General features: G+C 44.5%; 21 protein-coding genes, 1 pseudogene and 1 riboswitch. Of the genes and pseudogenes, 18 read left to right on the forward strand and 4 right to left on the reverse strand.

What is annotated here, in order from left to right; all coding sequences use genetic code 11:
• Positions 1-58 precede the first annotated feature (58 nt).
• The 5 genes from resA to V1498_RS07745 all read left to right on the forward strand — a co-directional run bounded on the left by resA (position 59) and on the right by V1498_RS07745 (position 6,253).
• Complete coding sequence (gene resA, locus V1498_RS07725; RefSeq protein WP_409298003.1) at positions 59-586, forward strand: thiol-disulfide oxidoreductase ResA; 528 nt, start codon at positions 59-61, stop codon at positions 584-586.
• A 17-nt stretch (positions 587-603) separates the two neighbouring features.
• Positions 604-2,253: a cytochrome c biogenesis protein ResB gene (locus tag V1498_RS07730; RefSeq protein ID WP_409298005.1), complete on the forward strand. Its 1,650-nt coding sequence runs from the start codon at positions 604-606 to the stop codon at positions 2,251-2,253.
• Positions 2,234-3,412 (forward strand): c-type cytochrome biogenesis protein CcsB, encoded by a 1,179-nt coding sequence (gene ccsB / locus V1498_RS07735; RefSeq protein ID WP_409298007.1) that lies wholly within the window; start codon positions 2,234-2,236, stop codon positions 3,410-3,412. Before V1498_RS07730 ends, ccsB begins: the two co-directional genes overlap by 20 nt.
• 346 nt (positions 3,413-3,758) lie before the next feature.
• Positions 3,759-4,475, forward strand: coding sequence for a response regulator transcription factor (locus V1498_RS07740; RefSeq protein ID WP_409298008.1), 717 nt, complete (start codon positions 3,759-3,761; stop codon positions 4,473-4,475).
• On the forward strand, positions 4,472-6,253 hold the full coding sequence (locus V1498_RS07745) for an ATP-binding protein (protein ID WP_409298010.1): 1,782 nt from the start codon (positions 4,472-4,474) through the stop codon (positions 6,251-6,253). Before V1498_RS07740 ends, V1498_RS07745 begins: the two co-directional genes overlap by 4 nt.
• A 429-nt stretch (positions 6,254-6,682) precedes the next feature.
• Here V1498_RS07745 and V1498_RS07750 read toward each other — a convergent pair.
• A pseudogene (locus V1498_RS07750) lies at positions 6,683-7,629 on the reverse strand (EamA family transporter).
• Between the two features lie 107 nt (positions 7,630-7,736).
• On the opposite strand from V1498_RS07750, the gene V1498_RS07755 reads away from it, so the two are divergent.
• From V1498_RS07755 to V1498_RS07775, 5 genes are all read left to right on the forward strand, one after another.
• Complete coding sequence (locus V1498_RS07755) at positions 7,737-8,660, forward strand: helix-turn-helix domain-containing protein (RefSeq protein WP_409298011.1); 924 nt, start codon at positions 7,737-7,739, stop codon at positions 8,658-8,660.
• A 145-nt stretch (positions 8,661-8,805) separates the two neighbouring features.
• A complete protein-coding gene (gene sigX / locus V1498_RS07760; RefSeq protein WP_409298012.1) occupies positions 8,806-9,345 on the forward strand; it encodes an RNA polymerase sigma factor SigX in 540 nt (179 codons plus the stop codon).
• Positions 9,332-10,624 (forward strand): hypothetical protein, encoded by a 1,293-nt coding sequence (locus V1498_RS07765; protein WP_409298014.1) that lies wholly within the window; start codon positions 9,332-9,334, stop codon positions 10,622-10,624. Before sigX ends, V1498_RS07765 begins: the two co-directional genes overlap by 14 nt.
• A 171-nt stretch (positions 10,625-10,795) precedes the next feature.
• Entirely contained in the window at positions 10,796-11,485 is a 690-nt protein-coding gene (locus V1498_RS07770) for a peptidoglycan DD-metalloendopeptidase family protein (RefSeq protein WP_409298016.1), read from the forward strand.
• A gap of 96 nt (positions 11,486-11,581) precedes the next feature.
• A complete protein-coding gene (locus V1498_RS07775; protein ID WP_409298018.1) occupies positions 11,582-12,406 on the forward strand; it encodes a histidinol-phosphatase in 825 nt (274 codons plus the stop codon).
• A 70-nt stretch (positions 12,407-12,476) separates the two neighbouring features.
• On the opposite strand, the gene serA is transcribed toward V1498_RS07775, so the two are convergent.
• Positions 12,477-14,051 (reverse strand): phosphoglycerate dehydrogenase, encoded by a 1,575-nt coding sequence (gene serA / locus V1498_RS07780; RefSeq protein WP_409298020.1) that lies wholly within the window; start codon positions 14,049-14,051, stop codon positions 12,477-12,479.
• Between the two features lie 227 nt (positions 14,052-14,278).
• Positions 14,279-14,416: riboswitch (FMN riboswitch) on the forward strand.
• Between the two features lie 181 nt (positions 14,417-14,597).
• Between serA and V1498_RS07785 the strand changes: the two genes are divergently transcribed.
• On the forward strand, positions 14,598-15,155 hold the full coding sequence (locus V1498_RS07785) for an ECF transporter S component (RefSeq protein WP_409299205.1): 558 nt from the start codon (positions 14,598-14,600) through the stop codon (positions 15,153-15,155).
• A gap of 35 nt (positions 15,156-15,190) precedes the next feature.
• Here V1498_RS07785 and V1498_RS07790 read toward each other — a convergent pair whose 3' ends face one another.
• Positions 15,191-15,439, reverse strand: coding sequence for a ferredoxin (locus V1498_RS07790; protein ID WP_409289024.1), 249 nt, complete (start codon positions 15,437-15,439; stop codon positions 15,191-15,193).
• Between the two features lie 574 nt (positions 15,440-16,013).
• Between V1498_RS07790 and V1498_RS07795 the strand changes: the two genes are divergently transcribed.
• From V1498_RS07795 to V1498_RS07820, 6 genes are all read left to right on the forward strand, one after another.
• Positions 16,014-16,805, forward strand: coding sequence for a helix-turn-helix domain-containing protein (locus tag V1498_RS07795; RefSeq protein ID WP_409298022.1), 792 nt, complete (start codon positions 16,014-16,016; stop codon positions 16,803-16,805).
• Positions 16,802-18,316, forward strand: a complete 1,515-nt coding sequence (locus V1498_RS07800) for a RecQ family ATP-dependent DNA helicase (protein WP_409298024.1) — start codon at positions 16,802-16,804, stop codon at positions 18,314-18,316. Before V1498_RS07795 ends, V1498_RS07800 begins: the two co-directional genes overlap by 4 nt.
• Positions 18,313-18,918, forward strand: coding sequence for a lysostaphin resistance A-like protein (locus V1498_RS07805; protein WP_409298025.1), 606 nt, complete (start codon positions 18,313-18,315; stop codon positions 18,916-18,918). The genes V1498_RS07800 and V1498_RS07805 overlap by 4 nt, the downstream gene beginning before the upstream one ends.
• A gap of 2 nt (positions 18,919-18,920) precedes the next feature.
• Positions 18,921-19,532, forward strand: coding sequence for a LysM peptidoglycan-binding domain-containing protein (locus V1498_RS07810; RefSeq protein WP_409298027.1), 612 nt, complete (start codon positions 18,921-18,923; stop codon positions 19,530-19,532).
• Between the two features lie 68 nt (positions 19,533-19,600).
• Positions 19,601-20,056, forward strand: a complete 456-nt coding sequence (locus V1498_RS07815) for a YpbF family protein (protein ID WP_409298029.1) — start codon at positions 19,601-19,603, stop codon at positions 20,054-20,056.
• Between the two features lie 90 nt (positions 20,057-20,146).
• Complete coding sequence (locus V1498_RS07820; protein ID WP_409298031.1) at positions 20,147-20,782, forward strand: CBS domain-containing protein; 636 nt, start codon at positions 20,147-20,149, stop codon at positions 20,780-20,782.
• A 99-nt stretch (positions 20,783-20,881) separates the two neighbouring features.
• Here the strand turns inward: V1498_RS07820 and V1498_RS07825 are convergent, their stop codons facing one another.
• Positions 20,882-21,280 (reverse strand): hypothetical protein, encoded by a 399-nt coding sequence (locus V1498_RS07825; protein ID WP_409298033.1) that lies wholly within the window; start codon positions 21,278-21,280, stop codon positions 20,882-20,884.
• On the opposite strand from V1498_RS07825, the gene V1498_RS07830 reads away from it, so the two are divergent.
• Entirely contained in the window at positions 21,243-22,025 is a 783-nt protein-coding gene (locus V1498_RS07830) for a metallophosphoesterase (protein ID WP_409298034.1), read from the forward strand. The genes V1498_RS07825 and V1498_RS07830 overlap by 38 nt on opposite strands.
• Positions 22,026-22,054 lie beyond the last annotated feature (29 nt).

The raw sequence follows: 22,054 nt of genomic DNA on the forward strand, positions 1-22,054 counted from the left end.
CATTTGGCTGTAGTGGTATAATTTCCTGTGAGTCTACTTTTATTTAGGGGGGGAAGGTATGGCAAAGAAACAGCGGCTGGCCATGAGAGCGGTTATCCTTTTCATTCTTGCGGCGGCCTTGGTCTACGCATTGTATGCCAACCTGACTAGAGCGGATATTGATAAAGTGAAATTGAATTCAGAAGCACCAAACTTCGTCCTGGAAGATATGAAGGGAAATAAGCATAAACTGTCGGACTATAAGGGGCAGGGAGTTGTCCTTAATTTTTGGGGAACCTGGTGCAAGCCATGTGAAAAGGAAATGCCCTATATGGACAGCCAGTATGCCAAGTTCAAGGACAAGGGTGTCCAGATATTAGCTGTGAACGTAGGGGAGTCCAACTATGCCGTGGAGCATTTTGCAGATAAATATGGTCTTGATTTTCCCATCATGATCGATAAAAAAAGTGAAGTGCAAAATGCCTATCGGGTGGACCCGCTGCCTGTAACCTTCCTTATCGATAAGGAGGGCAAGGTCATCGACCAGATGACTGGAAGCCTGACTGAGGCTGAAATCGAGCACTTCATGAATAGAATTAAACCTTAAGTTAGGGAGTTTTACAGATGAAAGAAGTTAAATGTGCATGCGGTCATATCAATCCTGTCGGTACAGCCCTGTGCGAGGCATGCGGAAGGGTGGTCGGCGAGGAGGCTGGCAGTTCCAAGCTTCTTGATATGCGTTATGAAGCCAGTCCAAGACGGTCGCAGTACTACAATAGAAACATTATAGATAAAATATGGAGCTTTTTTTCTTCTGTCAAGGTCGGTGTCTGGCTGATAGTGCTTACTCTTGCAGCATCTGCCCTTGGCACCATTTTTCCCCAGGAAATGTACATACCTCCAACAATACCCGCTGTTCAATATTATGAAGAAGAATACGGGACGCTGGGGAAACTGTATTACCAGCTCGGCTTCCACAATCTTTACAGCTCATGGTGGTATATGATTTTAATAGCCTCCATTGGAATCTCGCTTGTCATATGCAGTCTTGACCGGGTGATCCCGCTTTATAAAGCCCTGAAGAATCAAAGGACCTCACCCAGAGAGGGATTTTTGAAAAGGCAGAGGCTGTTTGGCACCACCGAGGTCCATGTGGCAGACTTTGAACCTATAAAAAAAGCGCTGTCAACGAAGAGGTACACAATAAAAGAAGAAAATGGGAATATTCTGGCAGAGAAAAATCGTTTTTCCAGGTGGGGGCCGTATGTAAACCATATTGGTCTGATTATCTTCTTATTTGGAGCCCTGCTCCGCTTTGTCCCAGGCATGTATGTGGACAAGGTGGTCTGGGTGAGAGAAGGGGAAGTGAAGGAAGTTCCCGGGACAGGCGGCCAATATTATATAAAGAATGAAAAATTTACACGCCAGGTCTATGACAAGGAAAATGAGGACCAGGTCTATGATGAGGCCCTCAGCAAAAATCCGGCAGTAATCAAGAATTTCCAGACAGATGCGGTTTTGTATGAAAAGCAGGGAAACACCCTGCCAGGCGAACAGCCTGAGCTTAAAAAGGTCGAGTCTCATAGTATCCGAGTTAATAAGCCTATGAAATATAATCATTTTGCTTTCTATCAATCTGAGTATAAGCTCGATGAATTATACAAAATGAAATTCAGGCTGATCGACCAGAAAACAGAGAAAAGCTTCGGGGATATAACAATTGATCTATATGATCCTAAGAAGAAGTATGAACTTGGAAATGGATACAGTGTCGAACTTCTGAATTATTTTCCCGATTATGATTTTGACGATAATGGGGAGCCTGTTACAAAATCCAAGATTCCAAACAATCCTGCCTTTGTCTTCAATATGGTCACACCCGATAAGCCCAAGGGAGAAGCCAGTTTTGTAGCCATTCAGCAGACGATAGAACCGGAAGGCAATAATAAATACAAAATGGCCTTCAACGGAGTCGAGACTCAGAATGTATCCGGCCTGACTATCAGGAAAGACATGACACTGTGGTTCCTGGCGGTCGGGGGAGCGATCTTCATGATCGGTGTTATCCAGGGAGCTTATTGGAATCACAGGAGAATATGGCTGCAAAAGCATGGCGGCGAAGTATGGGTGGCCGCTCATACAAATAAAAACTGGTATGGTTTGAAGAGGGAAATAAGCTCAATCTTAAAGGATACTGAGCTGAATGAACCTGAGGACCAGCTTGACGAAAAGTCAGTAAGGGGGATGCAGCAAGGTGGCTCAGATAAGCAGTAATCTACTTTATATTGCATTTGTTTTATATTTAGTCGCGACGTTTTTCTTTGCCGGATCTATCAAGATCAATAAGGATAAGACAGCAAAGAAAACCAGCAGGTGGGCTCAGCTCGGCATTTTGATCACATTAGTGGGGTTTGCCGCGCAGATCGGCTATTTTATCACAAGATGGATTGCCGCAAAGCACGCACCGGTAAGTAATCTATTTGAATTCACTACTTTCTTTGGGATGATGCTCGTAGGTGCATTCATCATCATTTACTTCATGTACAGGACTTCGGTGCTCGGTGTCTTCACCCTGCCGGTCGCACTCCTTGTCATTGCCTATGCGAGCATGTTTCCAAAAGAAATTACACCGCTCATCCCGGCCCTGCAGAGCGACTGGCTCCATATCCATGTGACCACAGCAGCGGCTGGGGAAGCAGTCCTTGCGATCAGCTTTGCTGCAGGACTCATATATCTTATAAAGTTCGTTGACCAGTCCAGGAGCAGCAAAAGAACGTTCTGGCTTGAAATGACGCTGTTCTCATTGATTGCGACTCTAGGGTTCGTCATATTGTCCACATCCTTTTCCGCGGCTGATTATAAGGCTGAATTCAGCTGGGTTGATAAGCGCGGGAAAGAGGCAGAAGCCGTTTATAAAATGCCGCCGCTGGTCGGCCCTCACAAGCACGAGGCAAAGACAGAAGGAGCAATGGAGCCTTTAGTGGAAGTTCCTTCCCTGATCAATTCAGTGAAACTGAATACTTTCATCTGGTCCATCATGGGCGGGATTGTACTTTATACTATACTGCGGCTGATCTTCCGGCGGAGGATTGCAGCCCTGCTGCAGCCGCTTGTACGGAGGATCGACCTTGATCTTGTCGATGAAATAGCATATCGTTCCGTCTTGATTGGTTTTCCGATCTTTACCCTCGGAGCCTTAATATTTGCCATGATCTGGGCGCAGATGGCCTGGACAAGGTTTTGGGGCTGGGATCCAAAAGAAGTATGGGCTCTCGTCACTTTCCTGTTTTATGCCGCTTTCCTTCACTTGAGGTTATCAAAAGGGTGGCATGGAGAGAAGTCAGCCTGGCTTGCCGTTATCGGCTTTGTCATCATCATGTTTAACCTGATTGCCGTTAACCTGATCATCGCAGGCCTGCACTCTTATGCATAAGACTGGCAAACCCGCCTTCTGGCGGGTTTTTCTATAGAAAACAAACATGAGCTTTCTACTCGCAACCGATGCATGGAAAGGTACCAAGTCAAAAGCAGGATCAAACACAATAAGGCGGTGGAGCGGATTAAGACACACCAGGAGTGCCAGAAAAATACATAATGTGCGGACCCAACTCCAGGAATCCTTTTGATCCATGCAGCTCCGCCCCTTTTCTATAGAAAGAAGCCCGTGTAAGGGAGGAACTTAGCATATTGCATTTTTTTCAACTATAATGGAAGAGTCAATTTTATGTTTTAATTTCGTTTTTACATAGTATCAATAAACTTGCAGGGGGCGTTCGTACATGGAAAAAGATTATAAGATCCTCGTGGTGGATGATGAGGAAAGAATAAGACGCTTGTTGAAAATGTACCTGGAGAGGGAAGGGTATGTGATTGAAGAAGCTGAAAACGGGAATCAGGCACTGGAAAAGGCACTTGAGAATGACTATGACCTGATTCTGCTCGACATCATGATGCCCGGCAAGGACGGAGTTGAAGTATGCCGTGAACTGCGCGAAAAGAAATCCACTCCCATCATCATGCTGACTGCTAAGGGTGAAGAAATGAACCGGGTACAGGGTTTTGAGGCTGGTACCGATGATTACATAGTCAAGCCGTTCAGTCCCAGAGAGGTAGTATTACGGGTAAAGGCCCTCCTCAGGAGATCTTCGAGCACAAGTTTCATCCAGACAGAAACTTCTACCAAGGACATCATCGTGTTTCCGCATCTGACCATTGATAATGATGCCCATCGGGTGATGGCCGACGGTACTGAAGTGACACTGACACCAAAGGAGTATGAACTCCTGTATTTCCTGGCCAAATCCCCGGATAAAGTGTTTGACAGGGAGCAGCTCCTGAAGGAAGTCTGGCATTATGAGTTTTTCGGGGATCTCCGGACAGTGGACACTCATGTGAAAAGGCTGCGCGAGAAGCTGAACAAAGTATCAGAGAATGCGGCTAGAATGATAGTGACCGTGTGGGGCGTAGGCTATAAATTTGAGGTAGTTAATGAATGATACTATGGAGAAGTGTAGTAGGAAAGCTATGGGCAACCATCCTGCTGCTGGTTTCATTTGTATTGGTCATTCTTACCGTCCTGCTGCTGGAGTTCTTCCAGAACTATCATAAGGATGAGATTGAAGGCCAGCTTTCCGCCACGGCCGGCCGTATCGTCACCATCCTCCATCAGCATAAGGATATCAATACAGCCCTTGAGATTTCTTCAGAGCTAGTCGGCAAGGCGACAAAAGTAATCGTCATTGAAGACAGGACCCATAATTTTGCATCAGAAAATGTCAGCGACCCAGAAGGAATGATTGAAAATATAAAAACCAATCCTGATCTTTCTGACGTTATTGAAAAGGAGAAACGAATCAGCCGACAGATGGAATTTTTCCTGGGCTCTGAAAAGGAGTCCTCTACTGTCATCATCGTGGGTGTCCCGGTCAATATTAATGGTGAAAAAGGAGCCGTGTTTTTGTATCAGTCCTTAGAAGCCATGGAGGCAACCGTCCATTCGACCACTAAGTTCATCTGGCTCGCAGCTGGAATAGCGGCTGTACTGACCACCATTTTCGCCTTCTTCCTTTCGACAAGGATCACGGCTCCCCTCCGTAAGATGAGAGAAGCAGCCTTTGAAGTGGCAAGGGGAAAATTTGATACCAAGGTGCCGATTTTATCTCACGATGAAATTGGTGAACTGGCAACAGCCTTTAACCAGATGGGCAAACAGCTTAAATTCAATCTGAACGCACTAAGCCAGGAAAAGGAAAGCCTTGCGAGCATACTAAGCAGCATGGCGGATGGCGTCATCACCTTTAACAGCGATGGTACCATCTTGATCACCAACCCGCCTGCCGAGCGCTTCCTGCAGTACTGGTATAATGAAAAGGGCTTCAATCAGGAAAATCATGAAGGTGTCCCTTCCGTGCTTATGAAGCTTTTTGAACAATCAGTGGAACTTGAAGCGGAACAGGTGGGCGAAATCTCGGTTCAGCGCCATAACTGGGTTCTTGTGGTCAGTCCCTTGTATAATAACAAATCAATCAGGGGAGCGGTCGCTGTCTTAAGAGATATGACAGAAGAAAGAAGATTGGACAAGCTGCGCAAAGACTTTATCGCTAATGTTTCACATGAACTGAGGACACCTATTGCCATGCTGCAGGGCTACAGCGAAGCCATCATCGATGACATCGGTTCTGAAGAAGACAAAAAAGAAATGGCACAGGTTATCTACGAAGAATCCCTCAGGATGGGACGCCTGGTCAATGATCTGCTGGACCTGGCAAGGATGGAATCCGGACACATGGCCCTGCGGAAGGAAGATATAGAGATCGCTCCTTATCTGAAGAGGGTAGTCTATAAATTCCAGGGACTTGCCAAGGATAAAAACATATCGGTTTCTATGGACATAAACGAACCGGATAAAGAATATTACTTTGACCCGGATAAGATTGAACAAGTACTGACCAACCTGATTGACAATGCCATTCGGCACACTCCTGAAGGCGGAAAAGTTAACATACTCCAGGCAGAAGATGAACAGCTCGGCATGATTATTAAAGTACAAGATTCAGGATCCGGGATACCAAAAGAAGACCTGCCTTTCGTGTTCGAGCGTTTCTATAAAGCCGACAAAGCCAGGACACGAGGACGATCAGGAACAGGACTGGGACTTGCCATCGCCCAAAACATCATCACGTCCCATGATGGCAGCATCACCGCTAAAAGCCGGCTCGACAAAGGAACAATATTTACCTTCAACATCCCGCAAAAAATGAAAGAAAACCATTAAAAAACACGATTAATCTTGTTTCCTATGGAACAAACCCAAAAGCGGAGAACGGTGCTTTTCAAAGAAGGTATTATAAAAAGCAGAATGTAATGCTGTCTCATCCGAAGCAACAAACTCTGCAGAAAAGCAGACACCTGACAGGCATAAGAAGAGCGGCGGGAAAAGGCCGGTCTTGCCTTTACCCGGCGATCAGCTTATGACCGAAGGTGTCAGTTCGGAGCTGGATGACACCCAAAAGCGGAGAACGGTGCTTTTCAAAGAATATTCTATAAAGAGCAGAATGTGCTGCTGCTTATTCCGATGCAGAACACCACTTAGAAAAGCAGACATCCGACAAGCAAAAGACGGACAGGCCATGGGGAGTAACTCCCCATGGCCTCTACTATACCGAAGGGATGTACCATCCGCTCTAACCTATGTCCTCCAAATCTACCTATCCAGCCCACTGCCCTGCATGACAGTCTGCTTTTCAGCAGTGCCTGTTTTCTTTCCAATAGAAAGAAACAGCACAACTGCAATGATGCACAAAGTGCCAAGCCACTGAAAGATGCCAAAAGGCTCCTTAAGCCAGAAAACGGTAGTCACGACAGCTGCGAGCGGTTCAACGCTGCCTAAAAGACTAGTTTCTTTCGGCAATAAGCTCTGTAAACTTTCAATATAAAACCAAAAGGCAATCATTGTGCCGAATATCACGACAAATAAGAGATAAACATAATCCTCAGCCGTCAAGCTTTTAAAGTTCATCAGCCACGGCGGATGTATAAAGCTTAGGGAAATGCCGCCGATCGCCATGGCCCAGCCGACGATTACGAGGGAATCGTACTGTTTCAGCAATGCAGCGGCATATAAGGTGTAAAAAGCAAGGGCCAAACCCGATAATATACCCCATGTAACCGCAGGAGGAGGAACGGACAACTGGGAGAAAGAGCCGTTTGTCAATAAGAAAAAGGAACCGGCAAGTCCAAGGCAGACACTGATGCAGTCAGTCCAGGAAGGAATGGATTGTCTGCTCAGCAGAAGGTATCCGATTATGAAGAGTGGAGCCAGATACTGAAGGAGGGTTGCAACGGCGCATTTCCGTGATCGATGGAAGCCATGTATGTATACTGGACTCCCAGCATGCCAATTATCCCAAAAGTGATAAGCTGGGCCGCATTCTTTTTAGATTTCCAGACTAACCAAATTTGTGAGCGGTCTTTGGTGAAAAATTGTACTGCCAGAAGCAGGAAACCGGCGATGAGCAGCCGGGTAGTAACAAGCCAGTTAATAGTGACAGCTGAATCCATGAATAGCTTTTTTGCGAGTGTTCCGCCAATTCCCCAGAACACGGCCCCGAGTATCACAAGAATCAGGCCCTTTTGTCTCTTCGCACCCATTTTAATCCCACCTATTTAAAATATAATGATATTGTAATCATAAGGCAGGAATTCATATATTTATATCTGAATTGAGTATAAAAGTATAACAATATTGAGGTGTGTACATGCAGATTAAAAATTTTGTAATAGATCCCCAATTGAAGGAGCTTACGGAGCATCGTACAGTTGTGCTGCCAATAGCCTATTATAAAACGAAGATCAGGGACAATGATCATGGATATATTCCGCTTCACTGGCACGAGGAACTTCAATTTATTCTGATTTTGAAAGGGGAGTCCATATATCAGGTAAACGAAGAAAGAATTGACCTCCAGGCAGGGGAAGGTCTGTTTATCAACAGCGGCTGCCTTCATATGGCGGAGGAAAAAGCCCTTTCTGAATGTGTGTACATCTGTTTGAATGTATCACCTCAATTTATAGTATTGCCTGAACTATACCCGGAGTATATGAGTCCCTATATCCAGGAAGGCAGCCTGCCATTTCTATTATTAAATCCCAAGGAGCCTTGGGCCAAGGATATACTGCATTCCGTGGGGGAGATTACCAAATCATTGAACAGCAAGGCTCCAAACTATGAAATGGATATTTCCATACAATTAGCGCTGATTTGGAAAAATATGATTACCCATGGATTTCAAACAAAAAACGAGAAGGCAGGCATGCTCAGCAATGAACGGATGAAAAAAATGATCCAGTGGATCCAGATTCATTATGAAGGAAAAATCATGCTGGAAGACATTGCTAGAGCCGGGCAGCTCAGCCGGTCCGAATGCTGCCGCTATTTTAAACGGATATTAAAGAAAACACCGTTGACTTATGTATCAGAATATCGGATTCAAAAAAGCCTGCTTTTCCTGCAGCAGCCAGAGACTACTGTGACAGAGGCTGCGTTTCAGGCTGGATACAACAGCACCAGTCATTTTATAGAAAAATTCAAAGAATACATGAATATGACGCCGCTGGCCTACAAAAGAAGTAAACGATCCAGTCAGCATTCCCAGGATGCTGGGCCAGGATCCGCCCGGTAACTCGAGGCATGATTTCTTCCGTCTTTATTAAACACAGCTTGTCCTTATTCGTTGCTCCTTCCAATTTATCCAGAATAATACTATAGTTATAATGTAACTTTTTAAAAGTCAGTTCCGACTAATAATGTAACGGAGGTGGGGTAAAGTGGACTCCGTTTTCCAAAGGATCTATGATAATTACCATCAGGATTTATTTCAATTTTTATTTTATATGGTAAATAATCGGGAAACTGCTGAGGATCTTGTACAGGAAGTGTATATCAGAGTATATAAATCGTATGAGAGTTTCCAGGGAAAAAGCAGTGAGCGGACCTGGCTTTACTCTATTGCGAGGAACACGGCCATCGATCATTTCAGGAAACACAAGAGCTGGAAGCAGAGACTGCTTGAGAATTTTGACTGGGGCAGGAATGAAATTCAGGATGAACAGCCGCTTCCGGAGGAATTTATCCTGGAGCAGGAAGAGTTCAGACTGGTATATGAAAGTCTTGATAGATGTACGGTCGACCAAAAAACGGTCATTGTCTTGCGGTACATACAAGAATTAAGCATATCTGAGACGGCAGCTGTACTGGGCTGGACGGAGAGCAAGGTCAAAACCACACAGCACAGGGCACTGAAGAATTTGAAGAAGATTATCAGCGAAGAACCTGAGAGAGGAGGGGTGAGAATTGAAAAGATATGATTTCAGCGAACAGCAGATTGAAGAGACACTAAGGAAACTTCCGGCTGTAAAAGATGAAAGAAGCAAAGCGGAGATTCTCCAGAACATCGAGCTGCGCTCAAATCGGAGAAGAAAGCGGGAAAAACGCTGGGTTCCGGCTGCAGCCGGTGCTGCCGCAGTCCTTCTATTCTCGATACTAGCCTCTTCCTATCTCCATACAGAACAAAAATCTGAAGACAGCGCTGCTATTCATCAAGATCAGTCCGGCAGTTCTAAAAGCGCAGGGAGCCCTGACTCTCCGGCTGCCCCTGAAACAGCAGATAAAAGCGCTGAGCCCGCGCGGCCTCCTGTTCCAGAAAGTAAAGGGGGAATCAGCGATACCCCTGAAAAGAAAACAGAAGAAGTGCATGAAACAGCCCCTGAAACTGACGAAGGGGAACCCGTAGAAAAGGAGGAAAGCAGTTCACCGCTGCATGCAGCCTCTGCGTTGACCGGTACTTTATTAAGCACAGAAGCATCAAGGGAAAAAGCTTTCATTACCATTGGTGTACCTGACAAAAACGTCAATTATGTAATCCCCCTGACCTTTGAAGTGGAAGAGGGTGCGGACAGGCAGCAGCTATTCCAGCTGCTTCTCGAGAAGATGGACAGCTTGGATGAAGCCGCCCTCGGGCTGCAGGATTATTATCCGCTGAATCTTGAAATTACACCCGGAATCCAGGAAAATACAGTGAATGTCGATTTTCCGGCAGATACGGATTTTAATGATTTATATGAGCCAGCTTTATTAAGAGCTCTTGAAGAAACATTTAAATATCAGGGCTATTCCAAAATTTCATTTTCTACCGGAGGCAGCCCGGGGGTGGAACTGCCTGAAACGGGCCATATGACTGAGGAGGACATAGCGCCTATTTCCAAGCGGCCATTCTTTATTTACCAGGCGGAAGAGAGCAAGCCAAAGCTTTTGGTACCGGGAAATGCTGAGATTGATACCATTCAGGATGCGCTGAAAGAAATGAAGGCTGCCGAGCCCCAAGGATCAATCTCCCCATCCATACCAGCCGGAATCAGCATTGAATCGGCTGTTGAAAAGGATGATAAGCTGGAGCTTACATTTGCAGATGGAACATCCTTAAAGGAAGATGAGGAAAACCTGCGGGTCATAGAAGCAATCCTTTTAACAGCAAAAGAATACGGGTTTTCGGGGGTTATCTTCAAGTCCTCGGGAATTTCGAAGATCGGTACGTATGATCTGACTGAAGAAGTGCCGGTGCCTGCGGCTCCAAATCTAATCCAATAAAACATAACCTGACGGCGAATTTCCGGTCAGGTTTTTTCCTGTTTTGTGAATATTTCATGCCATGCCGGCTATCCTAAACAAATGTGTATGAATAAATTTCCATGATCTGGAGTAATGGATGATCATAGGCCGTCATAGGATTTAGAGATATGCATTTTTAAGGAGGAAGTTATGGTCGACTATGGAAGAAGATTTTTGATTGCTCTGCTCATTGCCTTGTGCATTTCCTTATTATTTATAGGGGGCAATCGGATGCAGGCAGCCGAAAAGCTGCCGGAAGGGTTTATCTGGCCGGCTGTAGGAGTCATTACCGACCATTTTGGAAGCAGAGGGGGAGCTCATAAAGGAATAGATATAGCAGCTCCGATAAATACAAAAGTTATGGCATCCAAGGCGGGAGAAGTAAGCAGGGCTTACTTCTCGCATTCCTATGGAAATGTAGTATTTATCCAGCATGAGGGGCAGTATGAAACCGTGTATGCTCATTTAAACAGCATACTGGTGAAGCCTGGAGACTCCGTTAAAGGCGGACAGGCTGTCGGCCTGATGGGAACGACGGGCCATTCAACAGGTGTGCATCTCCATTTTGAAATCCATGAGACGAATTGGACATTCAGCAAGGAAAACGCCATAGATCCATTAATCATGCTGGACACAGCACATACTCCCGTTCATGCGGCGGTGGCTGTCGAGAAGGAAGACAGGAGTGTGAGTTCCCAAAAGATATACAGGGTTAAAAAGGGAGACACTCTATGGTCTGTCGCCGTGATGGCCGGGATCAGTGTGGAAGAATTAAAAGGGATGAATAACATGCAGACTGATGGGATTCGGATTGGACAGGTACTTACTCTGCCGCAGTGAGGGGGAATATTATCAAAAAATTATAAATTTTTGAGTTGGAGTCCTGGTAATTTTCCAGCCCCCTTGTATAATGAAAGGAATATAGGGGGGAATAGTATGCTGACTGATTATCATAACCATTTAGAAACAGGTACCTTGACGCTGGAATATCTTAAGAAGTTTACTGACAGCGCCCGGGAGAAACAAATAGATTTTTTCGGAATTTCTGAGCATGCCTATCATTTTTATGAAACGGCAGACATTCTGCAAAACGAATGGGTAAATCCAAGGCGTTATTATAAAATGGAAGATTATGTTTCGTTATTCAAACAAGCCTGGGAGGCTGATATTGACGTTAAAATGTCAATCGAAATGGATTACACTCCAGGCAGGCATAAAGAAATGCAGGCTTTCATTCAATCCTATGACTTTGATTACATAATTGGCTCTATTCATTGGATCGGAGATTTCGGAATCGATTTAAAGGAGTATATGCACGAATGGGATAAAAGAGACATATATGAAATTTACCGTGCCTATTTTGATCAGCTAGTCACATTGGCGGAAAGCGATCTATTTGATATCATCGGCCATATGGACCTCGTCAAGATTTTTAATTACGTCCCAAAGGAAGAAGAATTTTTGCTGGAGCAGTTTGACCGGGCAACCGATGCTTTAAAAAATTCGAAAACCTGTGTGGAAATCAGTACAGCCGGATTAAGAAAACCTGTTGGAGAGCTGTATCCGGATAAGCGTCTGCTTGATATGTGCTTTCAAAAAGGGATACCGATTGTATTTTCCTCTGATGCCCATTTTCCCGAACATGTAGGTGCGGACTTTGATCAGGCAGAAGCACTTGCCATCGGTTCAGGTTATAAGGATTTAATGACATTCTCTAAAGGTAAGAGGCAATTGATGCCGCTTGGAAAAGGGAAAAGATAAGCGGGAAGAATCCAGTAAAAGGAATGTAAAAAGAAGGCTGCCGGATTTGTCCCGGCAGCCTTCATTGTTTCTATAGCACTATATTATGCAGAAATGAAATATCTTCACTTAATTGGAGTTTATTCAGGATATTGGTGTCAAGAGGCTTATCAAAAGTAAGCACCATGATGGCTTCTCCACCGGCAGATTTCCTGCCGACCTGCATGGTGGCGATATTCACTTCATAGTCCCCGAGGATCTTTCCTACTCTCCCGATTACACCAGGTTTATCCGTATGCTGGATATAAAGAAGATTGCCTGAAGGCAAAAAATCAATATTAAAACCATTCAGGCTTAAAATCCGGCCTCCGTACTGCTGGATATAAGAACCCCTGATTTCAAAGTTCCGGTTTTCAGTCCTGACTTCCAGTGTAATTGAATTTGCATAGCCGTAGGTATTGTCCGATGTTTTTTCTCCTAGTGTGACTCCACGCTCTTTTGAAACCAGGAGTGCGTTCACTTCATTGACTGTAACATCCACAATCCTCCTGAAAAATCCGGCCGCCAGTGCTTTAGTCAGCATGCTTTGTTCGAAATCATCCGGTAGTCCTGCATAAGTGACGGACAGCTCCAGCACTGCACGTTTAGTAAGCTGTGAAGCAAGTGCTCCCATCTGCCGGGCGAGAAGATAATAAGGCTGGATCTTCATGAATACTTCCTTTGAGACCGCAGGAAGATTGATAGAGTTGGCGACCGGGCTGCCATTCAAATATTGCAGTACCTCGCCTGCCACCTGCGCTGCGACATTCAGCTGTGCTTCTCGTGTGGATGCACCAAGGTGAGGCGTGGTAATGACTCTGTCAAGCTCGAGCAGCTTATTGCCAAAAGGCGGTTCTTCGACAAAAACATCAAGGGCTGCACCGGCAGCCTGGCCTGACACGATTGCTTCATAAAGAGCATCCTCGTCAATGATCCCGCCGCGGGCACAATTCAGGAGGTATACTCCTTTTTTACACAAGGCGAGTGTATCTCTATTGATCAGCCCCCGGGTTTCTTCTGTAAGAGGGGTATGTACAGTGATAAAGTCGGCCCCCTGCATTAACTCTTCAAGGGAAACAGACTGCACGTTCAGCTGTCTCGCTCTATCAACGGAAAAGAATGGATCATACACCAGGACATTCATGCCAAATGCTTTAGCCCGCTTTGCGATTTCTCCCCCAATACGTCCCATCCCGACAATCCCAAGATTCTTCCCATAAAGCTCTGTGCCCACATATTCCTTGCGTTTCCATTCGCCCATTTTTAGTGAGGAATGGGCCTGCGGGATATGCCTGGCAAGAGAGGCCATCATGGCAAAAGTATGTTCCGCCGTAGAAATCGTATTGCCATCCGGTGCATTGATGACAACAATCCCGCGTTTAGTGGCAGCAGAGACATCGATATTGTCCACACCCACCCCGGCACGGGCGATAATCTTGAGCTGGGGCATCGCTTCCATAAGTTCTTCTGTCACCTTGGTTTCGCTTCTTACGAGCAAAGCGTCGATGTCTTTGAGAAGGTCCGATGATTGTGAGGCAGGCTGCTGATAAAGCTCTATATTGGCTGCTTCAAGAAGAGGTGCAAGCCCTTCAGGCTTGATTGCATCCGAAACTAATACTTTGAACAAAGAGAACACCTGCCATTCATAAATTTATAGAATTTTTTGTTTATTCTAACGAAAGGGACTGTGCCTGTCAATTTACCTGACAATTCATGTAAGCGCTTAATGGGGCGGATCGATTGGTAAATTGGCGGTCAAAAAATTTTTTGAACCATGGTGTGGAAAAAAGTCAGGCAGATATCTTCACATCGAGAAACTATTGTCTTATAATAAATGGGAATAAAAATTAAATAGTCTATCTTCGGGGCAGGGTGAAAATCCCGACCGGCGGTGATGAACCTAAGCGTTCTAAGCCCGCGAGCCTTTTTTATTGGGCAGGATTTGGTGCGATTCCAAAGCCGACAGTATAGTCTGGATGGGAGAAGATGGAGGTTCTTATACGTTCAAAATTCAGTATGAATGGAACGTCTATTTGAATTTGCCGCTTTCTCCCTTCAGTGTAATAACTGAAGGGTTTTTATTGGCATTCAAGTAAGGACCTTTCCTCTTTTTTTCGCGGTAGACAAAAAGTGAGGAGAGATTTTATTGGGTAAGCAGCAAAGAGTCAAGACAATGGTTGGGATTGGAATGTTCAGCAGCATCGCTTATATCCTGATGCTTTTAAATTTTCCGTTCCCAGGGTTTCCGGGGTACCTTTTGGTGGATTTCAGTGACATACCCGCATTGATTGCAGCAATCATTTTTGGACCGCTTGCAGGGGTGCTTGTAGAATTGATTAAGAATACACTGGACTACTTAATGACTGGTGCTGCCACTGGTGTACCGGTAGGACAGGCTGCGAACTTTGCAGCAGGGATCCTGTTTGTTCTTCCGACTTATTATGTCTATAGGAAGCTGAGCTCGAGAAAAGGGCTGGCTGCAGGACTTATTGCCGGCACCATCACCATGAGCATCATGATGAGTGTTCTTAATTACTTCGTATTCCTTCCGGCTTATACTCTATTCCTGGGTGCTGAATCAATGTCCAGCGAAGCGGCAAGGCAAACGATCGTTTCATCCATCCTTCCTTTCAATGTAGTGAAGGGTCTGCTGATTACTGTAGTGTTCATGCTTCTGTTTGCAAAGTTAAATACATGGCTGAATAAACAGGCCGTTTATCGGAATATATAAAAAAACAATCCCGCTGGATAACAGCGGGATTGTTCTTATTCAAACTTTAATGGATTTCCGTCAAATGGCTCGTCTGCCACTTTAATTGAATCTGTAGGACAGCCTTCGAAAGCGTCCATCATATCGTCTTCAAGCACATCCGGAATCTCTACGATGCCTTCATTATCGTCAAGCGTAACATAAGCGATGCCTTCATCGTCATAATCGTAAATGTCTGGAGCGGCCGCACCACATGCTCCACATGCAATACATGTTTCTTTATCAACAATTGTATATTTTGCCATTAAATACCCTCCCATAACTAATCATTATGTACTGTGTTTCCCTTTACCGTATAAAAGAAAACATAACTACTAAGCTACATTGTAAAACTGTTTATTAAACTTTTCAAGGACAAATGCGAAGCGCCTCCGCTTATGGCTGCAGGAAATATGATGACTCATAATATTTTTATGGATGAACGGGGTGAATAGACAACCTTTGACAAATTGATGACTTTTTTGTAGAAATAAGTCCTGAATGTACATAGTATTTGTTAATATTAAATATGCAATACTACTTTAACTGCCTGGAATGGGTGAGAAATAGATGGACCGTTTTTTAGATGCAATTATTTTGCACTGTCTCGAAAAGATAAATGGCGAAAGATCTTTATCCGCTGTTTATCATCTTTTCACTGGAAAAAAAACTTCGCAAACGATACAGGACAGTCATCTTTTCGGATTGGATCGCTTTTTTGGGACGTACCCCTCTTTAAGCCGGGAAGATTTAGCGGCTGTTGTTGATAAATATGAAAGAGCTGGTTACATAAAAAACCTCTCAAACCATAAGTATGCACTTACTGGTGAGGGAATGTCGGTGTGTCATATATATTTTCAAGAATCTCCCATTCCGCATCATTTGAATGGCTGGAAACTTCAAAGCTCAGCAGAAATAGTATGGAAAAGGCTTTCCCTCCTGATTCAGACCCTTTCCTATATCGTGAGGCATGAAAAGGGATTTTATCCAATTCAAAAGGATTTTAAGGTCCAGGCATGGGTAAAGGGGTTTATTGCCTCCCACAAACTTAACCGAGATGAATTGTCAGAGGCGGTTTTGCGGGAGCTGACCTCACTCCTCGACCATTCAGACAGCCGATCGAACGGCATTTTCGTCATGCGGCTCAGCAGTTATAGTAAAACTGGCCTGACCTTTAGGCAGATCTCGGAACAAACTGGTCTTGAAGAGAGTTATGCCTATTATTTATTTTTAGAAGTCCTCCATTTGCTGGCCGGATCCTTAAAAGAAGGCAGGGAAGCGTATCCTGTCCTTAGCCGTTTAATTGACGGGGCAGCCGGCGGCAGTGCACAGATTACACAATCAACGCTTGCAACCTACCAATATCTCCTCCAGGGGATGGATAAAAAAAGTATCGGCAATGCGCGGAAACTAAAGGAAAGCACCATAGAAGACCATATCGTAGAGCTGGCACTCATGATTCCTGATTTTGATTTATCCCCTTATATTCCCGAAACTCTTACCAATGAAATTATACAAACAGCCTCTAAAGGCAGCAGCCGTAAATTAAGAGAAATAAAGGAAAGCCTCATGGGCAGGGCCAGCTATTTTCAGATCAGGCTGGTGCTTGCAAGGTATGGAGGAACGCTATGAATCTGGAAAAACATCTTGAAAAGCATTTTGGCTATACCTCATTCAGGCAGGGACAGAAAGAAACAGTGTCTGAAATTCTTCGCGGACACAGCACGCTCAGCATGCTGCCGACCGGAACAGGCAAATCTTTGTGTTATCAGCTTCCCGCTTATATTATGGACAAGCCTGCGGTTGTTGTATCGCCCTTACTGTCCTTAATGCAGGATCAGGCTGAACAGCTCAGGTTCTGGGGAGAAAAAAGGGTTGTTTCTTTCAATTCCTTTTTGACGTTTGAAGAAAAACAAATGGCCCTCCGCAGCCTCTCTAAATACAGGTTCATATTTGTGTCGCCGGAAATGTTAAATAGCAGGAGGCTGATGGATGCCCTGAGAGAAATAGACATTGGCTTATTTGTCATCGATGAAGCACATTGCATTTCACAGTGGGGATATGATTTCCGGCCCGATTACTTGAACCTGGGAGCGGTCCGCGCAAGCCTGGGCAATCCTTTGACCCTCGCGCTTACAGCGACCGCAACCCCCGAGGTACGGGAGGATATCATCCATAAGCTCGGGGCAGGAGTGTTTACACAAATCATTTCATCGGTAGACAGAACGAATATATCCATGAATGTTGAAAAGTTTTCTTCCTTTAATCAAAAGCTTGACAGGCTGATAGAGCTTACGGGGGAACTCCAGGGACCGGGAATTATATATGTATCAAGCAAAAAGACTGCTGAGATGCTCTCAGAACAAATCCAGCAGGCTGGTCATTCCCGTACTGCCTTTTATCACGGGGGCATGGAGCAGGAGCAGCGGGTGCTCATTCAGCAGCAATTCCTTCATAATGAGCTTGATATTATCTGTGCGACCAGTGCTTTCGGTATGGGAATCAATAAAGACAATGTCAGATACATCATCCATTTTCAAATGCCGATGCAAATGGAATCTTATCTTCAGGAAATAGGAAGGGCTGGAAGGGATGGGATGGAAAGTGCTGCCATCCTGCTGTATATGGATGGAGATGAAGGGCTTCAACTCAACCTGATAGAAAATGAGCTTCCATCCGCTTCGCAAATAAAAGGATTCATGAACTTTATTTCAGAAAAAAAACTGCAGCATGAAGAGGTCCTTCAATTGTTAGGATCCAATGTGTCAATAAACCAATTTTCTCTAAGCGAGGTGCAGCTCCGCGTCATGCATTCGTTTTTTAAAATGGAGGGCGGAACGGACAGCTTCGAGGCTGTGGGGGAATCCATATTGTCCTTTACAGAACACCGTAGGGAAGTGAAATTGAAGAAACTGGGTGTGTTTCTCAAGTGGCTTGATGGATCGGGATGCCGCAGGGAGAGAGTTGCAGCATACTTTAAGCAGGATGCAGCGCCTAAGCCTGTCTATTGCTGTGACAGATGTGGAGTTTCCTTATCCGCATACCGCCGCAGGGAGGAAGTTACAAGATTCCGTAAACCTGTCTTCAACTGGAAAGAAGAGCTTTCAGAAATGCTTGTCCCCAAGAAGGGTGCTTCCGAATGAGAAACAAACAGGCAGAAATCATAAATACCTTGACTGACAAGGAATTATTTTTCCATTTGTTCCTGACTCAATTTATACTGCTGATCCTTTCACTGATTCTGGGATTTATCCTGTTTGATGACTGGGCTTCGTTTGCCTCCATTTTCAATTTTCGCGATATCCGGATTTTTATTATAGGCGTACCGGCGGGGCTCGCTATTGTGGCTATGGACCTCGCCCTTATGAAATTTCTGCCGCCACATTATTATGAAGACGGAGGAATCAACGAGAGAATTTTCAAGAGCCTTCCACTTCCGCTTCTCTTTTTAGTGCCGGCTGTGGTTGCAGTGTGTGAGGAAGTATTGTTCAGGGGAGTCATCCAGACTCATAGCGGGCTGATTCTTGCCAGTATCATTTTTGCACTCGTTCATTATCGCTATCTATTCAATTGGTTCTTATTATTCAATATGGTTTTTTTAAGCTTTGTTATTGGTTTTATTTACTTTCAGACTGGTAATTTAGCTGTGACCATTACCATTCATTTCATTATTGACCTGCTGCTGGGCCTTGTAATCAAGTACAGGCTGTCAACATCAAAGATACACCCAGGAAAAGAGGCATAAACATGGAAAGCAGAACAGCCGCCAGAAGCCGGAAGGGTGGTCAGCCGGACGCAGGCAAGCTGCCTACAAGAGCAGAACTTCGAAAGAAAAAAGCAAAGAAAAAGAAAGCAAAGGTAAAATTTCCGCTGCTCAGGATATTGTCACTTGCATTCATCCTGCTGCCAATCGGCATATATAGCGCCTATCAGTATTTTGGCGCAGAATTGCCTGCAGATCTAGGGTCAAGCGGCTTTGAAACAGTGGAATTATACGAAGATGAAAGAGCTGACGGAAAGGTAACGGCTGAAGTTCAATCGGAGGAAGACGCACCCAAGAAAAACCAGCATTCTAAGAGTCATCTTCAAGAGTCCGCAACAAAGGCAGGGGTGGACGCCAGGGATGAACCCATGGACCCGCCTGAAAATACAGCGGGCTCTGAGGAGTATGCCCAGCAAGACCCGGATATGTACCAAATAATAGAACATGTGGTAAAGCCAAAGGAAACTGTATTCAGCATCTCCATGGCATATTATGAATCACAGGAAGGCATCAAGCTGATCAAGCAATGGAACGGACTTAAAACGAATGAAATACAGACTGGCCAGATCTTAAAGATTCCTATAAAGAAACAATGATTTTCTGTAATAGGCGGTTATACAAGCCCATAAAATACCTTTAAGAATAAAAGTCCGGGAGTGAAGGTATGGAACCGTCTATAATCACCCTTAATGAAACAGACCAGGCAGCTAAACAAATGCTTCAGGCTGTGGTAAAGAGGAAGGCAAAATTTAAAAAGATGAAGCATAACCACCTCTTGGCATTATGGGCCTGCATGGCTGTCAGTTCAATGTTCCTTCTTTATATTTATTACTTTGTGGCAAAGCCTTACTCGTATTCTTTCTTTGCCATGTTTTCTGCATTTATCAATGATCCGCTCCACTTTTTCTATCTTGCTTCTTCTATCGGATTATATGGGTACATGCTTGTCCTGAAGAAAAAGACGGATAAGGCTGAAAAGGAGTTTCATGCCCTTCGCTGTGAAATTATCGACAAGAGCAAGCATCTTTGGAAACAGGAGTCTGCCTGGAAGCAGAGACATCTGGTGTTCGAGATGATGAAAAAGGAGTTTGACATAAACTTATACCACGAAAATAAATAAGCAGAAATAATTTCATAAATTAAAAGGAAAAGCAGGGGATTTGTCGAATATTTAAACAATGGATTCTATTTTTCGGTTGAGGTGAGCGAGATGTTTGTAAAAAGTACAATGATCCCAAGACACAACTGCTTCACAGTACAGGCTGATGATACACTTTCAAAAGCGCTTGAGATCCTTGAGGATAAGAAGGTGGATGCCCTTCCGGTGCTCAGCGGTGACAATTATTCAGGCATCATAACTAGATACGATCTATATGAAGATTTCTTTAATTCTGCCAAACTGAAGGAAGATTATCTGAAAGAGACTTTAGTGTCGGAAGTAGCCGTCAGATACAGGGAACGGTACGTGCAGGGTGATGAAATATTTGAAAAAACTCTGCTGGCCCTTAAAGACTTTCCGATTCTTCCTGTTGTCAGTGAGAGCAATAAATTCTTGGGGATTATAACGAGGTTTGATGTGCTTGAACAATTCCAGAGCGCCTTTGGAATGAACAGGGAAGGAATCAGGATTGCTTTCACTTCTGTTGAGACAGAAGGACGGATAGCAAAACTTACAGATATCGCCCATCAATACCATGAACATATCATTTCATTAGTTACCTTCGATGACTCCGACAAGCTTGTCAGGAGGATCGTGATGAAGGTGGAAAAGAATCCGAATATCAAAAAATTCATGGATAAGCTGGAGTCCTCCGGATTTAGGATCCTGCACGTCACTGAGGATTAATACAATCATTTTTTTCATTCCCTTTCATAAATTTCTTTATGGGAGGGATTTTATTATGAACTGGAGAGCCCTGAGGCTGTTAATGGGATTTTGTTCAGGTTATTTATACATTACATGGTTTTCAATACCGGAGCCATTTATCTTTGAAGAATTCCTGTCTGGGATTATACTTGAGCCCCTGCAGTTTTTTGCGGCTGGCATTGCCTTCATTGCAGCTTTTTTAATGCATGCGGCCATGCTCCGGGATGCCATAGCTTTAACAGCTGCCAGCAGGAAGAGCGGGAATAAGGATATTCCAGGACTTCTATTCAGCTGTTCCTCTCTGCCGTCACTTGCTATTTTGCTGGTCATGGATACGGCAGCCGCTGTTCTCCTTTTTGGTTTTTCTTTTTTATATGGTATGATTTCAATAGATTTTTCGGAAAGAAGTAAAAACAAACAGACTGGATGGTAAGGAGTTATGATTGAATATTTTTTAGTTATCGCTGCCCTGATCATCCTTGCGGCTGCAGGCATGTTGATATATATGAGAAAATTGGCTTTCCTCGATCAGGTACTGGAACATACCATCTATTTGGAAGGCTTTCCCGAAAGCTTTGGCAAACTGAATATATTCTTTATATCAGATGTTCACCGAAGGGAAATCTCGGATGAAATCATTAACCAGGTGAAGGGAAAGGCAGATTTAGTCGTGATCGGAGGCGACCTTGCAGAGGGCGGAGTGCCTTTTACAAGGATTGAAAAAAATATAAACAAACTCCGGATCCTTGGGCCTGTCTACTTTGTTTGGGGTAATAATGACTATGAAACGGACTACCATCTGCTTGATGCGACACTGCTAAAATACGGCGTGAAGATTCTTGATAATACCGCGGCATTGTTAGAATCAGAAAGCGGAGATAAGATCAGCCTGCTCGGGATCGACTTTGTCGACGGCGAGAGGGACAGGCTGGATCTTGCGCTTCAGGATGCCGCTGAAAATTCCTTTAAAATTCTGTTGAGCCACACCCCGGAAGTCCTCAGGCAGATAGAACCTGAGATGGACATCGGACTGGTCCTCAGCGGACATACGCATGGCGGCCAGATAAGAGTTCTGGGGTTTGGGAGATACCGAAAAGGGCGGATCGGGAAAAAGGGAAATACCATTTACCTGGTGAGCAATGGTTATGGAACTAGCCTTGTACCGCTTAGACTCGGGGCAAAGCCGGAGACCCACCTTTTGACAGTGCTGTCAAAAAGGTAAAATATTTCGGCAGTTATTATGGTTTCTTG

This window comes from Paraperibacillus marinus (assembly GCF_046237605.1).
In the GTDB taxonomy this organism is placed as follows: domain Bacteria; phylum Bacillota; class Bacilli; order Bacillales; family DSM-1321; genus Paraperibacillus; species Paraperibacillus marinus.

Excerpts from the sequence above, each read along its gene's own strand:
- resA (WP_409298003.1), top strand. The coding sequence starts at position 59 with ATGGCAAAGAAACAGCGGCTGGCCATGAGAGCGGTTATCCTTTTCATT.
- V1498_RS07730 (WP_409298005.1), top strand. The coding sequence starts at position 604 with ATGAAAGAAGTTAAATGTGCATGCGGTCATATCAATCCTGTCGGTACA.
- V1498_RS07740 (WP_409298008.1), top strand. The coding sequence starts at position 3,759 with ATGGAAAAAGATTATAAGATCCTCGTGGTGGATGATGAGGAAAGAATA.
- V1498_RS07745 (WP_409298010.1), top strand. The coding sequence starts at position 4,472 with ATGATACTATGGAGAAGTGTAGTAGGAAAGCTATGGGCAACCATCCTG.
- V1498_RS07755 (WP_409298011.1), top strand. The coding sequence starts at position 7,737 with ATGCAGATTAAAAATTTTGTAATAGATCCCCAATTGAAGGAGCTTACG.
- V1498_RS07770 (WP_409298016.1), top strand. The coding sequence starts at position 10,796 with ATGGTCGACTATGGAAGAAGATTTTTGATTGCTCTGCTCATTGCCTTG.
- V1498_RS07775 (WP_409298018.1), top strand. The coding sequence starts at position 11,582 with ATGCTGACTGATTATCATAACCATTTAGAAACAGGTACCTTGACGCTG.
- V1498_RS07785 (WP_409299205.1), top strand. The coding sequence starts at position 14,598 with ATGGTTGGGATTGGAATGTTCAGCAGCATCGCTTATATCCTGATGCTT.
- V1498_RS07790 (WP_409289024.1), bottom strand. The coding sequence starts at position 15,439 with ATGGCAAAATATACAATTGTTGATAAAGAAACATGTATTGCATGTGGA.
- V1498_RS07800 (WP_409298024.1), top strand. The coding sequence starts at position 16,802 with ATGAATCTGGAAAAACATCTTGAAAAGCATTTTGGCTATACCTCATTC.
- V1498_RS07805 (WP_409298025.1), top strand. The coding sequence starts at position 18,313 with ATGAGAAACAAACAGGCAGAAATCATAAATACCTTGACTGACAAGGAA.
- V1498_RS07810 (WP_409298027.1), top strand. The coding sequence starts at position 18,921 with ATGGAAAGCAGAACAGCCGCCAGAAGCCGGAAGGGTGGTCAGCCGGAC.
- V1498_RS07815 (WP_409298029.1), top strand. The coding sequence starts at position 19,601 with ATGGAACCGTCTATAATCACCCTTAATGAAACAGACCAGGCAGCTAAA.
- V1498_RS07820 (WP_409298031.1), top strand. The coding sequence starts at position 20,147 with ATGTTTGTAAAAAGTACAATGATCCCAAGACACAACTGCTTCACAGTA.
- V1498_RS07830 (WP_409298034.1), top strand. The coding sequence starts at position 21,243 with ATGATTGAATATTTTTTAGTTATCGCTGCCCTGATCATCCTTGCGGCT.
- V1498_RS07825 (WP_409298033.1), bottom strand. The coding sequence starts at position 21,280 with ATGATCAGGGCAGCGATAACTAAAAAATATTCAATCATAACTCCTTAC.